General features: G+C 76.0%; 13 protein-coding genes and 1 riboswitch. Of the genes, 8 read left to right on the plus strand and 5 right to left on the minus strand.

Annotated elements, in window-relative coordinates:
• Window positions 1-50: 50 nt before the first annotated feature.
• A complete protein-coding gene (locus tag BJ989_RS17295) occupies window positions 51-791 on the minus strand; it encodes a response regulator transcription factor (protein ID WP_343048967.1) in 741 nt (246 codons plus the stop codon).
• A 488-nt stretch (window positions 792-1,279) separates the two neighbouring features.
• Here BJ989_RS17295 and BJ989_RS00810 point away from each other — a divergent pair, with 488 nt between their 5' ends.
• The 4 genes from BJ989_RS00810 to BJ989_RS00825 all read left to right on the plus strand — a co-directional run bounded on the left by BJ989_RS00810 (window position 1,280) and on the right by BJ989_RS00825 (window position 4,628).
• Window positions 1,280-2,281, plus strand: a complete 1,002-nt coding sequence (locus BJ989_RS00810) for a sigma-70 family RNA polymerase sigma factor (RefSeq protein WP_246283375.1) — start codon at window positions 1,280-1,282, stop codon at window positions 2,279-2,281.
• An 88-nt stretch (window positions 2,282-2,369) separates the two neighbouring features.
• On the plus strand, window positions 2,370-3,248 hold the full coding sequence (locus tag BJ989_RS00815; RefSeq protein WP_179516599.1) for a GAF and ANTAR domain-containing protein: 879 nt from the start codon (window positions 2,370-2,372) through the stop codon (window positions 3,246-3,248).
• A 49-nt stretch (window positions 3,249-3,297) separates the two neighbouring features.
• Complete coding sequence (locus BJ989_RS00820) at window positions 3,298-4,413, plus strand: iron-containing redox enzyme family protein (RefSeq protein ID WP_179516600.1); 1,116 nt, start codon at window positions 3,298-3,300, stop codon at window positions 4,411-4,413.
• A complete protein-coding gene (locus tag BJ989_RS00825; protein WP_179516601.1) occupies window positions 4,410-4,628 on the plus strand; it encodes a CDGSH iron-sulfur domain-containing protein in 219 nt (72 codons plus the stop codon). Before BJ989_RS00820 ends, BJ989_RS00825 begins: the two co-directional genes overlap by 4 nt.
• Window positions 4,629-4,700: 72 nt before the next feature.
• On the opposite strand, the gene BJ989_RS00830 is transcribed toward BJ989_RS00825, so the two are convergent.
• Window positions 4,701-5,951: a cytochrome P450 gene (locus BJ989_RS00830; protein ID WP_179516602.1), complete on the minus strand. Its 1,251-nt coding sequence runs from the start codon at window positions 5,949-5,951 to the stop codon at window positions 4,701-4,703.
• Between the two features lie 97 nt (window positions 5,952-6,048).
• On the opposite strand from BJ989_RS00830, the gene BJ989_RS00835 reads away from it, so the two are divergent.
• The 4 genes from BJ989_RS00835 to BJ989_RS17305 all read left to right on the plus strand — a co-directional run bounded on the left by BJ989_RS00835 (window position 6,049) and on the right by BJ989_RS17305 (window position 9,801).
• Entirely contained in the window at window positions 6,049-7,230 is a 1,182-nt protein-coding gene (locus BJ989_RS00835; RefSeq protein WP_179516603.1) for an alcohol dehydrogenase catalytic domain-containing protein, read from the plus strand.
• On the plus strand, window positions 7,227-7,424 hold the full coding sequence (locus BJ989_RS00840) for a hypothetical protein (protein ID WP_179516604.1): 198 nt from the start codon (window positions 7,227-7,229) through the stop codon (window positions 7,422-7,424). The genes BJ989_RS00835 and BJ989_RS00840 overlap by 4 nt, the downstream gene beginning before the upstream one ends.
• 387 nt (window positions 7,425-7,811) lie before the next feature.
• Window positions 7,812-9,140, plus strand: a complete 1,329-nt coding sequence (locus tag BJ989_RS17300; RefSeq protein ID WP_246283376.1) for an HNH endonuclease signature motif containing protein — start codon at window positions 7,812-7,814, stop codon at window positions 9,138-9,140.
• A 269-nt stretch (window positions 9,141-9,409) separates the two neighbouring features.
• Window positions 9,410-9,474: riboswitch (guanidine-III (ykkC-III) riboswitch) on the plus strand.
• A 12-nt stretch (window positions 9,475-9,486) separates the two neighbouring features.
• The gene (locus tag BJ989_RS17305) at window positions 9,487-9,801 is read left to right on the plus strand and encodes a DMT family transporter (RefSeq protein ID WP_343048968.1); all 315 of its coding nucleotides are present in this window, start codon (window positions 9,487-9,489) and stop codon (window positions 9,799-9,801) included.
• Between the two features lie 152 nt (window positions 9,802-9,953).
• Here the strand turns inward: BJ989_RS17305 and BJ989_RS00850 are convergent, their stop codons facing one another.
• The 3 genes from BJ989_RS00850 to BJ989_RS00860 are packed head-to-tail and all read right to left on the minus strand — an operon-like array spanning window position 9,954 to window position 12,911.
• Complete coding sequence (locus BJ989_RS00850) at window positions 9,954-11,480, minus strand: nucleotide sugar dehydrogenase (RefSeq protein ID WP_179516606.1); 1,527 nt, start codon at window positions 11,478-11,480, stop codon at window positions 9,954-9,956.
• Complete coding sequence (locus BJ989_RS00855) at window positions 11,477-12,175, minus strand: methyltransferase (protein WP_179516607.1); 699 nt, start codon at window positions 12,173-12,175, stop codon at window positions 11,477-11,479. The genes BJ989_RS00850 and BJ989_RS00855 overlap by 4 nt, the downstream gene beginning before the upstream one ends.
• Window positions 12,168-12,911 carry an HAD family hydrolase gene (locus BJ989_RS00860; protein ID WP_179516608.1) on the minus strand — a complete coding sequence of 248 codons (744 nt, stop codon included), beginning with the start codon at window positions 12,909-12,911 and terminating at the stop codon, window positions 12,168-12,170. Before BJ989_RS00860 ends, BJ989_RS00855 begins: the two co-directional genes overlap by 8 nt.
• Window positions 12,912-13,002: the final 91 nt, after the last annotated feature.

Consider the following 13,002-nt stretch of genomic DNA (forward strand, 5'->3'; position numbering starts at 1 on the left):
GCCCCCCGCGGGCGGCCCGGTGGGCTCGGGGCCCGCCCGCGCGCCCCCGCTCAGCCCGGGCGCTGACCGGGGATCGAGGGCAGGCCGGGCACCGGGGTGACGGGGCTGTCCGGGCCACCGAGACCGTGCTCCAGACCCCACACGACGGCCTGGGAGCGCCGCGTGACGCCCATCTTGCGGTAGGCGGTGCGGATGTAGGTCTTGATCGAGTTGATGGACAGGTAGCAGGCGCGGGCGACCTCGTCGTTGGACAGGCCGCGGCTGATCAGGTCGATGATCTGCGCCTCGCGCTCGGTCAGGCCGCCCGGCAGGTCGCGAGCCGTACGACGCCCGCGGGCGCCCCGACCGGGAGCGGCGGGAGCGCCCGGCGCGCCTCCGCTGGGTGCAGCGACGCCGGACGGGCCGGATGCGGCGCCGGGCCCGGGTCGTGCCGGGCGGCTCGACGCGGCATCGGCCTCGGCGACCCGCTCGAGCTGGGAGACCATCTGCTCGGCGTCCCAGCACTTGGAGAGCACCGGTGCGACCGCGCCGTCGCCGCGGGTGGGCTGGGGATCAGGGTTCCAGGTGAAGACGACGGCGCGCGCGCCCCGTCGGCGGGCGAGTCGCTCGACCTCCTCGCAGGCCTCGGCCGGCAGCAGGGCGGGGTCGTAGAGCACCAGGTCGACCGCCGGGCCGACCTCGTCGCGCAGGCGTGGGGAGCGCACGAGCTGCACGCGGTGGCGGTGCGCCTCCAGCATGCCGGCGAGGCCGCGGCGCACCAGCTCGCAGTCGTCCACGATGCCGACGCGCACCGGCACACCGGCTCCGGGCTCGCCGCGTCGCGCCTCGCGGGGTGAGCCGCCGGGGGTGCCGGCAGCAGCGGTCCGACCGGCAGGGTTCCGGTCGGGTCGGGACGAGGGGCGGGACGGCTCGGCGAGCGTGGGGACCATGGAGAGGGCCTTCCGTGCGGGGACCGCGCCGGTACCCCCCGCCGGGTGCCGCATGCTCCCCACCCACCACTCACCCAGCCGGGTGGGGCCTCGACGCCGTGGCGCAGTGGGTCCGCCCGACCACACCGGACCCGACCGGGGCAGAACCACCCTTTGGAGGCCCCCGCACGGGTGGACCGTGGTCTGGACCTGCGTTACGTTCGAGGTTGCCTCACCGAGGTCCGTCCACCGTGCCCACCGTGCAGAGCACCACGCCTGCCCGAGGGGAGCGCCGCACCACGGCCGGACCCTCACCCATCCTGCTGAAGCCAACGGCTGGACTCGTGCCACCCAGAGACTCGGGGTACACCATGCGCCGCACCGACACCGGCGTCGTCACCGACGTCGCTCCCCCCACTGACACCACCACGCACACCAGCACGCACACCAGCACCGACGCGGACGACACGCCGACCGGGGCCGCCCCGGCTCCGCGGGTCCTGCCGACGCGCCCGGCCGCCCGCACGCAGACGCTGCCGCGCGCCCAGCGGCGCCTGCTGACCGGTCAGCTGCTCGAGCAGGCCCACCAGGCGACCGACGAGGCCGAGCGCGCCCGCCTCGTCGACGAGGTCGTCGTGCTCAACCTCGAGGTCGCCCTCAGCCTCGCCTCCCGCTTCCGCGGGCGCGGCGTGGCCCGCGACGACCTCGAGCAGGTCGCGAGCATGGCGCTCGTGCGCGCCGCGCAGCGCTTCGACGCCTCCATGGACCACGACTTCCTGTCCTACGCCGTGCCCACCATCCGCGGCGAGCTGCGGCGCTACTTCCGCGACCACGGCTGGACGGTGCGCCCTCCGCGCCGGGTCCAGGAGATCCAGGCCATCGCGATCGAGACCCGCGACAACCTCGCCGAGCGCAAGGGCTCCGTGCCCACCGAGGCCGAGATCGCGGCCGCGCTGGGCGAGGACGAGGCGACGGTGCGCGAGGCGCTCTCTGCGGAGGGCTGCTTCACGCCGACCTCGCTCGACGTGCCGACCGGGGCCGACTCGGGCCTCTCGCTCGGCGACGTGCTGGGCGCGCCCGACCGCGACACCGAGGCTGCTGAGGCCCGCGTGGTGCTGCAGCCCGTCGTGCGCCAGCTCTCCGCGCGCGACCGCCGCATCCTGCAGATGCGCTTCTTCGACGAGTGCACCCAGCAGGAGATCGCCGACGAGATCGGCGTGACCCAGATGCAGGTGTCGCGCCTGCTGACCCGCATCATGCGCGACCTGCGCAAGGCCCTCGAGGACTCCCCCGAGGCCGAGGAGGCCGCGGCGACCGTGGCCGCCGGCCGCAGCCCGCGCCGCGTCGTCGAGCGGGCGCACGCCCGCCGCTGACCGGCACCCGCACCACCCGACGTACCCGCCCCGCCCGGGCGCGCGCACCGCGCGCATGACTCCCGGGCCGGGCGGGTACGTCGTCTCCATGTCCTCCACGGTCCCGACGTCGCGCGCGCACGCGACCGGGCAGGACCAGGCGCCGCCGGTGTGGTGGCCCCTGGTGAGCACCTTCGCCGAGCTGAGCCAGGAGCTGCTCGCCGAGAAGGACGAGCGGGCGATCTACGTCCTCATGTGCCGACGCGTGCACGCCGTCGTGCCCGCCACCGAGCTGTGCGGCATCACGATGCGTCGCCGTCGCGGACGGCTCGAGAGCGTCTCCACCTCCGACCCGCTCGCCGAGCAGGTCGACGAGCTGCAGTACACCTTGCGTGAGGGGCCCTGCATGGAGGCGGCGCTCGAGGTCGACCACTACCTCGCCGAGGACGTCGCCACCGACCCGCGGTGGCCGTCGTGGGGCCCGCGTGCCGCCGAGCTCGGGGTCCGCAGCCTGGTGAGCGTGCAGCTGCCCTCCGACACCCTCCACGACCGCCACCAGCCGCTGGGCGCGCTCAACCTCTACTCCAGCCGCGTCGGCGCCTTTGGCCCCGACCAGCTGCGGATCGCGCAGGTCTTCGCCCGCCACGCCGCCAATGCCCTCGCCGCGGCGCGGGAGCGGTCGGGTCTCGAGCAGGCCGTCGAGGCGCGGCACCTCGTCGGCGTCGCCCAGGGCGTGCTCCGGCAGCGCTACGACCTCGACCTCGACACCGCCTTCGAGGTGCTCGCGCGGTTCTCCAACGAGCGCAACGTCAAGCTGCGCGACCTCGCCGCCCAGGTGGTGGCCGAGCGCGGCCTGCCCGACGACCTCGACGCCGGCACCGCGGCCGCGGAGGCCGCCGACGCGCGCGACGACCGCGACCGCACCGGCCGCACGGCCGACGGCCCGCACGTGCCGGCGCAGGCGCCCACCCCTGACCCCCTGCCCTGACCCTCCTCCGTCCTGACCCCCCTGACACCCACCACCGACAGGAGCCCGCATGCGCCTGCCCGCTGCCCGCGGACCGATCAGCAGTGCCCTCGTGACCGCCCTGCGCACCGGCCGCACCGACGAGCTCGTGCCGCCGAGCGCGGACGACTTCGCCGGGCCGAGGACCGACGTGTGGGGCGACGACGTGCAGCTCGCGCTGTGGACCGCCTACGAGCTCCACTACCGCGGCTTCGACGACGCCGTCGAGGCGACCGCGTCCGGCTCCGACCCCGAGTGGGACCCGGCCGTCCTGGCCTTCCGGGCGCCGCTCGAGCGCGCCTTCGAGGCCGCCGTGCGCGAGGCGGTCGCCCCCGCCCTGGCCGAGGTGCCCGACCGCGGCGGCGTGGCGGAGCGGCTGGGTGCCCTGGTCGAGGCCGACGACGGCCCGCCGCTCTCGCGCCACCTGCAGCGCAAGGCCGACCGCGAGCAGCTGCTCGACTTCCTGCGCGAGCGCAGCCTCTACCACCTCAAGGAGTCCGACCCGAGCGCGTTCGTGCTCGGGCGGGTCGACGGCCGCCCGAAGGTCGCGCTCGCCGAGCTGCTCTACGACGAGTACGGCAGCGGCCGCCCGCACCGCCTCCACAGCCTGCTCTACGCCGAGGCCCTCCGCGCCGCCGGGCTCGACGCGTCGTACGGCGCGTACCTCGCCGAGACCTCGGCCGCCACGCTGGCGTCCAACAACGTGATGTCGCTCTTCGCGCTGCACCACCGGCTGCGCGGCGCCGCGCTCGGCCACCTCGCGGCCTTCGAGGCCACGAGCACGGACCCGTGCCGTCGGATCGCCGCCGGCATCGAGCGGGTCGGGCTCGGCGACGCGGTCGCCGACTACTTCCACGAGCACGTCGAGGCCGACGCGGTGCACGAGCAGGTCGTGCTCGGCGACATCTGCGGCGCGCTCGTCCAGGAGGAGCCCGACCTCCTCGACGACGTCCTGCTCGGCGCGGCGGCGTGCCTCGTGGTCGACGGCGCCGCCAACCGCGTCCTCATGGAGGCCTGGGGCGTGCTGGAACCCGCAGGACCGGCCGAGGCGACGACGGCCACGACGGCCACGGCGGCCCCGACCGGCCCGACCCTCGTGCCCTCGCAGCGCGAGGCGGGCGCCGACGAGCGGGAGCGCGTCGCGTGAGCACGGCCGGTCGGCCGCGCCGCGGCGACGGCGGGCAGGTCAGCGTCCGCCCGGTGCCGGGCGGGCCGCTGCTGGTGCGCGGGGCCGACTCGGTCGCCGACCCCGACGGCGTGGAGCACGCGGTGGAGCGTCCGGTCGTCGCGGTCTGTGCGTGCGCCCGCAGCCAGCGGCTGCCCTGGTGCGACGGCACGCACCGCTACGTGCGCCGCGACTGAGCCCGGCGCAGCCGGCCCCGGGCCGGTCCCGGGCCGGTCCCGGGCCGGCCCCGGGTCGACCGGTCCCACGGTTCAGGGGCGGGCGACGGGGCAGCCGCCGGGCACCCGCGGCGGGATGCGGCGGTGGTCCACGCCGGCGCCGAAGCCGCGCGCACCTGCGGGGGCGAGCGCGCCGGGCGTCGGCGCGAGCCCGGCCTCGGCGAGCCGCTCGAGCGTCACCCGCACGAGCCCGACGGTCAGCGGCTCGCCCGGGCAGCGGTGCCCGTCGGCCGGGTCGCCGCCGCCCTGCGGCACGAAGGCGAACGGGTCGGGCGGGGCGCCGTGGTAGCGCTCGGGAGCGAACGCCCCCGGGTCGGTCCACCACGCCGGGTCGAGCATCGTGCCGGGCACGTCGAGGACGATCCGGTCGCCTGCGCGCGCACGCACCCCGTCGTGCTCGACGTCGGCGCGCAGCCGCCCCGCCAGCGCGGGCACGAAGGGGGTCAGGCGGCGTGCCTCGTGCACCGCCCCCCAGCGACGCTCGTCCTGCTCCGACGTCGCGGGGCCGGCGAAGGCGTCGAGCGCACCCGGGTGGCGTGCCACCTCGAGCACCGCGAGCGAGGCCGGCCAGGCCGACGCGACCGTGGGCCGCAGGACGTTGAGCAGCTCGACGCCCGCGATCGACGCGGGCAGGCCGGATCCGCCGCCGAGCGCGACGGCGTGCAGCGCGGTGTCCTCGGCGACCGCCACCTCGCCGGCCCGGACCCGGCGCACCAGGTCGGCGGCCCAGCGGTCGAGCCGCACCCGCTGCACCCACGCGCGCGCGTAGGCCGCTCCCGCGAAGCCGAAGCCGTCGACCACCTCCGCCAGGCCGCGCGCCCGTCGCCCGGCCTCGCGGTCGGAGGCGGGCACCCCCGCCCACGCCAGGACCGCCCGGCCGTAGACGTCGACGAGCTCGTCGAACAGCGGCCGACCGTCCGCGCCGTCGTCGGCCCAGGCTGCGAAGCGGCGGGCGAGCTCGTCGGACACCTGGGCCACGAGCGGCTCGGTCCGCGCAGGTCGCAGCACCTCGAGGAACACGCCCTTGCGTGCCCGGTGCTCGTCCCCGTCCAGCGCGTGCACGGCACCGCGGCCGAAGAGCAGGGCGCCGAGCGGAGGCGGGACGGCGTCGCGACGGCGTACGCGGGTCTCGTCGTAGAACAGCTCGGCCCCGCGGCGACCGCGCACCACGAGCGTGCGGCGACCGAGCAGCCGGGTGGTCCAGGTGTCGGCGCCGCCGTGGCGAGCACGCCCGACGTCGAGGGCGTCGTACCCGTGGCGGAGCAGGTCGAGGGCGAGGTCCATGACGACGGGTACCCGCTGCGCCTCATGCGACCCCCGGGGCACGGGTACGGGACCTCTCGAGCACGACCGGACCCACGAGCACGACGAGGGAGCAGACGTGAAGGCAGTGACCTGGCAGGGACAGCGCGACATGCAGGTGGTCGAGGTGCCCGACCCGCAGATCGAGCAGCCGACCGACTGCGTCGTGCGCATCACCTCGACCGGCCTGTGCGGCTCCGACCTGCACCTCTACGAGGTGCTCGGGCCGTTCATGACCAAGGGTGACGTCGTCGGCCACGAGCCCATGGGCATCGTCGAGCAGGTCGGCAGCGCGGTGGAGACGCTGGAGGTGGGCGACCGCGTCGTCGTGCCCTTCAACGTCAGCTGCGGCACGTGCTGGATGTGCGACCGCGGCCTCTTCAGCCAGTGCGAGACGACCCAGAACCGCGAGCACGGCACGGGCGCCAGCCTCTTCGGCTACAGCAAGCTCTACGGCCAGGTCCCCGGGGGCCAGGCCGAGATGCTGCGCGTCCCCTTCGCCGACAACCTTCCGATCAAGGTGCCGCACGGGCCCTCGGACGACCGCTTCCTCTTCCTCTCCGACGTGCTGCCGACCGCCTGGCAGGCCGTCGAGTACGCCGACCCGCCCACCGACGGCTCCGTCCTCGTCGTGGGGGCCGGGCCGATCGGCGACATGGCGGCGCGCATCGCCCGCCGCCGCGGACTGCAGGTGATGGTGGTCGACCGCGTGCCCGAGCGGCTCGAGCGCGTGCGCGCCCACGGCTGCGAGGCGATCGACATGTCCGAGGTGAACGACGTCGGTGCCTACGTGCGCGAGCGCACCGACGGCCGCGGCGCCGACTCCGTCATCGAGGCGGTGGGCATGGAGGCCCACGGCTCGCCCGGTCCGGAGCTGCTGCAGAAGGCCGTCGGGCTGCTGCCCGACAAGGTCGCCGAGCCGCTCATGATGAACGCCGGCGTCGACCGGATGGCGGCGATCATGACCGCGATCGATGCGGTCCGCCGCGGCGGCACGGTGTCGATCTCGGGCGTCTACGGGGGCGCCACCGACCCGATGCCGCTCTTCCAGATGTTCGACAAGCAGGTGCAGCTGCGCATGGGCCAGGCCAACGTGCGCCGCTGGAGCGACGAGATCATGCCGCTGCTGCTCGACGAGGCCGACGCCCTCGGCACCGAGACCTTCGCGACGCACCACCTCCCGCTGGAGGCGGCGCCGGACGCCTACGCCACCTTTCAGAAGAAGGAGGACGGCATGGTGAAGACGGTGTTCACCCCGTGAGCGCCCACACCCCCGAGGTCGGGCCCTCGGCCGACGGCGTGCCCGCGGCCGAGGGCCTCGACGAGCACGCCGTCGCCGAGGCCGTCGAGCGGGACCCGGAGTCGCAGCGCAACCACACCGACCCGGCCAAGGAGCCCACCGAGGACGACACTGCTCCCGGTCGCCGCGGCACCGAGGCGCACCGCCGCGACTGACCCCTCCCCCGCGCCGAGGGGTCGCGCGTTGGGCTGCGGCCGAGGGTCACGCGTTGGGCTCGCGTCGAGGGGTCACGCGCTGGGCTCGCGTCGAGGGGTCGCGCGCTGGGCTTGTGTCGAGGGGTCGCGCGCTGGGCACGCGCCGAGGGGTCGCGCGTTGGGCTGCGGCCGAGGGGTCACGCGCTGGGCTGGCGTCGAGGGGTCACGCGCTGGGGCGCTCGGGTCGTCCGGGGAGGCCCGCAGAGGCCGCCCCGAGCCAGCTGGCAGAGCCTGGACTGCGCCACTTCCCGTCCACAGGCGACCGTCGTGAATCCGTTGTCCACAGCGCGATCCGAGCAGTCCTCGAGGCGGGCGGGACTGTCGGTGGCAGGTGGTTGAGTACGTCTCATGGCAGACCACCGCGACCACTCCCGGCAGCATCCGCTGCTGGTCGCGCTCGCCTGCCTCGACACCGACCTCGACCACGCCGCGGGTACGCCGACCTGGTCACTGACCCCGAGTGAGGCGGAGGCGGCGCTGATCGGGCTGGCGAAGTGTCGTGCCCGCCTCGCCGCACTGGAGCTCACCACCGTCGCCGCCGCCGACCGTGCCGGTGTCGGTGACGCCACGGGCGCGACCTCGACGGGGGCGCACTGGGCCAAGCTGACCCACCAGACACGCGCCAAGTCCGTCGCGACCGTCCGCCACGCCGCGGCGCTCGAGGCACGCCACGGCACCGTGCTCGCCGCGATGGCCGCCGGGGTGGTGCTGCCCGAGCAGGCCGAAGTCATCACCCGCGCGGTCGACGCCCTGCCGGTGGACCGGGTCGGGATCGCAGTCGTCGACACCGCCCGCACCCACCTCCTCCAGTTGGCCGGCTCCTTCGACGCGGTCGAGCTGAAACGCCTCGGCGACCGGATCCTCGACGTCGTCGCCCCCGAGATCGCCGACGACGTCGAACGCGACCGCCTCGAACGCGAAGAAGCAGCAGCCGCCGCGGCAGCCAGCTTCACGATCACCCGCGACGGCCACGGCAAGGCCCACGGCCGGTTCACCATCCCCACCGCCGAAGCCGACATGCTCACGGCCGCTCTCGACGCACTCACCGCACCCCGACACCACCACGCCACCCACGGCACCGAACCGGTCCCGGTCGATCAGCACGGCAACCGGGTCCCCCGACCGCTACGGCGCGGGCAGGCGTTCTGCGAATACATCCGCACCCGCCACGGCGGACACCGGGCCGCGGGCGAGGCAGCACCGGGGACTGGGGTGCAAGCCGGTGGTGTGGACGCCACCGTCACCGTCACCCTGGATCTGGCGCAGCTCACCGGCACCGGCCCCGGCGCGGACGCGCCCGTGTCGTTGTCGACCGGCACCCGGATGACCGCCGCGAAAGCCCGCCTGTGGGCGTGCGGCGCCGGGATCGTCCCCGTCGTGCTCGGTGGCGCGTCGCAGCCCCTCGACGTCGGACGCACCCGGCGCTACTTCACCAAGACCCAACGCCTCGCCCTCGCCCGCCTCCAAGGCGGCTGCACCGCCGACGGCTGCGACTGGCCGCCCTCGATGTGCCACGCCCACCACCGCACCCCCTGGCATGCCGGCGGCAAGACAGACCTCGCCGACGGCTACCTGCTGTGCCCCAGACACCACGCCAGGGCACACGACCCCGCCTACGAGACCACCTACCACCGCCACCGCGTCACGTTCGCCCGCACCCGACCCATACGGACCTGAGCCGAGGCGACGCCACCAGACCCACCCACACCGCCCGGCACCGCGTACCTGCGCACGGCTGTGCGAACGGTCCGATCCGGCACGGGCCTACGACCCCCTAGACCACCAGCCCGCTGCCAGCGCGCGACCCCTCGACACGAGCCCAACGCGCGACCCCTCGGCGTCTGCGCAGCGCGCGACCCCTCGGCAGTCTGGACACGCGGCCCGGGGCTCGCGGCTCGAGCAGCGGGGGCGGGCGGCCGGGACACGGCGGGCTAGGGTCGGGAGCACGGGTGGCGTGACGACCGCCCGCCGGACGAGGGAGCCGTACCCGGACAGCGACAAGACGGCCACGGAGGTGGGCGTCGTGGCGTGGTTGGTGCTGGTGGTCTCGGGGTGCTTCGAGGCGGTCTGGGCAGTGGCGCTCGGCCGCTCGGAGGGGTTCACCCGGCTCGTGCCGTCGCTGGTCTTCGCCGTGGCCGCGGCGGTCAGCATGGTGGGGCTCGCGTTCGCGATGCGCACGCTGCCGACCGGCACGGCGTACGCCGTGTGGGTCTCGATCGGCGCGGCCCTCACGGTGGCCTACGGCATGGCGACCGGGACGGAGCCGACGAGCGTCCTGCGGCTGCTGCTGCTCGTCGGGCTCGTCGGCTGCGTCGTCGGGCTGAAGCTCACCCACTGACGGACGCCGCGAACGCGACCGCACCGCGGGCCCCGCTCACGGCCCCGCCCGTGGGCCAGGCCCGGGGACCGGCCCGCCCGCCCGCCTCCAGCACGACCACGGACACCCGGGGCGCTGGACAGCGACGCGACGACCGGTCGGCGACGGCGACGTCAGGCGCCGAGGCGACCCGCGACCCGCGGCTCGACCGGCACCGCACGCTCGACCGGCACCGCGCGCTGGGCCGGGACGAGCGGGACGACCGGCGTGACCGGGCGTTCCACGACCACGCCACCCCGAGGAGCGCGGCCCGTCGTGTGCACCTCCCACCCGGCAGCGGTCCAGGCGGCCTCGTCGAGGACGAGGCGGGCGTCGAGGACGCGGGGGCAGGCAGCCAGGTCGGCGAGGACGGCCGGGTCGAGGGCGCGGAACTCCGGCCACTCGGTCGCGACCAGCAGCAGGTGGGCGCCCGCGACCGCCTCCTCCGCGGAGTCGACCACGTCGAGGCCGGGGAAGCCGCGCCGCACGTTGTCGCCGGCCGCAGGGTCGAAGACGCGCACGAGCAGACCCTCCTCGAGCAGAGCCGTCGCCACGTCGAGCGCCGGGGAGTCGCGCACGTCGTCGGAGCCGGCCTTGAACGCGCCGCCGAGCACCCCGACCACCGGCGCCCCGCCGACACCACCGCCGACACCACCGCCGACACCACCGCCGACACCGCCGCCGACGGCCCCGTGCCGGTCGAGCGCCGCCCCCGCGAGCGCGGCGCCCTCGAGGGCCAGCCGCAGGGCTCGGCGCGTGGTGCGCTCCCGCTGCCAGCCGTTGACCGCGTCGACCGCGGTCAGCAGGTCGAGCGGCTGCTCGACGCCCAGCTCGCGCGCGCGGGCGGCGAGGCCCCGGATGTCCTTGGGCAGGCACCCGCCGCCGTAGCCGAGGCCGGGCTGCAGGTGCTGGGCCCCGATGCGCGGGTCGAGGCCGAGCACCTCGGTGAGCCCCTCGACGTCGGCGCCGGCGGCCTCGCAGACCTCCGCGAGGAGGTTCACGAAGGAGATGCGGGTCGCGAGCATGGCGTTGGCCGCGACCTTGGCCAGCTCGGCGGTGGGCAGGTCGGTGCGCACGACGGGGCAGCCGGTGGCGACCACGTCGGCGTAGACGTCGTGGAGCAGCTGCTCGTCGGCGTCGCGCTCGACGCCCAGCACGAGGCGAGAAGGCCGCAGCGAGTCCTCGACGGCGTTGCCCTCGCGCAGGAACTCCGGGTTCCACGCGAGGCCCACGGCGTCGCCGGCGGGCGCGAGCGCGCGCAGCTCGTCGCGCAGCCGCTCGGCGGTGCCGACCGGGACGGTCGACTTGCCGACTACCAGGGTGGGTCGCCGCAGGTGCGGCGCCAGCGCGCGCACGACGGCGTCAAGGGCCGAGACATCCGCCCGGCCGTCGGCGTCGGCCTGCGGCGTCCCGACGCACACGAAGTGGACGTCGGCGTCCGCGGCCTGGGCCACGTCGGTGGTGAAGGTGAGCAGGCCGGCGGCGAGGCCCGCCTCGAGGAGCTCGGGCAGGCCGGGCTCGTGGAAGGGCACCCGGCCCGCGCGCAGCGAGGCAACCTTGTCGGGGTCGACGTCGACCGCGACGACGGTGTGGCCGAGCGCGGCCATGCAGGCGGCGTGGGTGGCACCGAGGTAGCCGGTGCCGAGGACGGAGACGATCACGGCTGCGGGTGCCCCTTCTGTGCGTCGACCAGTCCTCGCCCGACGGCCCCGACGGCCCCGAGCGCCCCGACGGCCCCCGTCAGCGGCGACCCGGCGACGAAGTGCGCCAGCGCTCCGCGCTCCCGGACGCGGCAGTCCACGAGGCGCAGCCGCGGCGCGAGCGCGTCGAGGTCGGCGGCGATCCGGTCGACCTGGCCCTGGTCGCCGACCTGCAGCACCAGGACGCCGTCGTCGAGCAGGTGGGCCTCGGCGACGCGCAGGCACAGCCGCGCGAGGGCGGTGCCGTCGTCACCGCCGTCGATGGCGCGCACCGGGTCGTCGGGGAAGTCCCCGATCCGTGCCCGCTCGACCCACGGCGGGTCGGCCAGCAGCAGGGCGAAGCGCTCGTCCTCGCCGAGCGCCTCGTCCATCGAGGCGGTGCGCACGTCGGTGGCGATGCCGTGGCGAGCCGCGTTGGCGCGGGCGAACTCACCGGCGACGGGGTCGACGTCGACCTGCACCAGCGGGCGCCCGGTGAGGTGCGTCAGCAGCAGACCGAGGTGGCCCGCGCCGGAGCACAGCTCGAGGGCCGGGCCCGGCGGTGCGTCGACGGCGAGCTCGGCGAGCCACTGCGCCTGCTCGGCCGTCCACGGGCGCGGCTCGAGGACGCGGCGGTCCCAGGCGATGGCGAGGCCGCCGATGTCGGTCTCAGGCACGGGGCACCTCGCGGGTCGACGGGGTCACCGCGCCGCGGTGGTGCGGCGCGAGGTCGTGGAGGGCGGCGGGCACGTCCTCGGCGCTGCCGACGACCGCGAAGGCGCCGGCGTCGAGCAGCTCGGCCTCGGAGAACCCGCCGGTCAGCACGCCCAGGCACGCGCCACCGAGGGCACCGGCGGTGCGGACGTCCCAGACGGTGTCGCCCACCAGCAGCCCGGCGCTCCCCCCGGCCCGCTCCACACACAGCCGGGCGATGTCGGCGGCGGGCTTGGTCGTGTCGACGTCGGGCCCGGCGACGACCGCGTCGAGGCGGTGCGCGTCGGGGAGCAGCTCGAGCGCGGTGGCGGTCTGCTCCCGCGTGCCCGAGCTGGCCACGCCGACGCGCCAGCCCTGCTCGAGCAGGGTGGTGACGAGGTCCTCGGCCCCCGGCAGCGGGCGCACGGTGCGCACGACGCGCTCGTAGGCCTCGTCGTGGACCTCGCGCAGCCGGTCGCCGACACCGCGCTCCACCGCGTCGCCCGCGACCGCCGCCACGAGGCGGTCGCCGCCCATGCCGATCGCGCGGTGGACCTGCCACAGCGGCACGTCGACGCCGACCTCGGCGAAGGCGTGCTGCCAGGCCCACACGTGGTGGTAGACGGAGTCGACCAGGGTGCCGTCGACGTCGAGCACGACCGTGTCGGCCGTGCCGGGCTCGGGGCGGCGCGCGCGGGCGCCGTCGTCGGGGGTCTGCATGCGCGGACGTACCCACCCCGGCGGGTGGCCATGCCCGCGGCGGTGAGACCCGTCGTACGCGGGCGCGAGGCATGAGCCCGGTACGGTCGGG

Origin of the sequence: Nocardioides perillae (assembly GCF_013409425.1) — a bacterium.
Classification (GTDB): Bacteria; Actinomycetota; Actinomycetes; order Propionibacteriales; family Nocardioidaceae; genus Nocardioides; species Nocardioides perillae.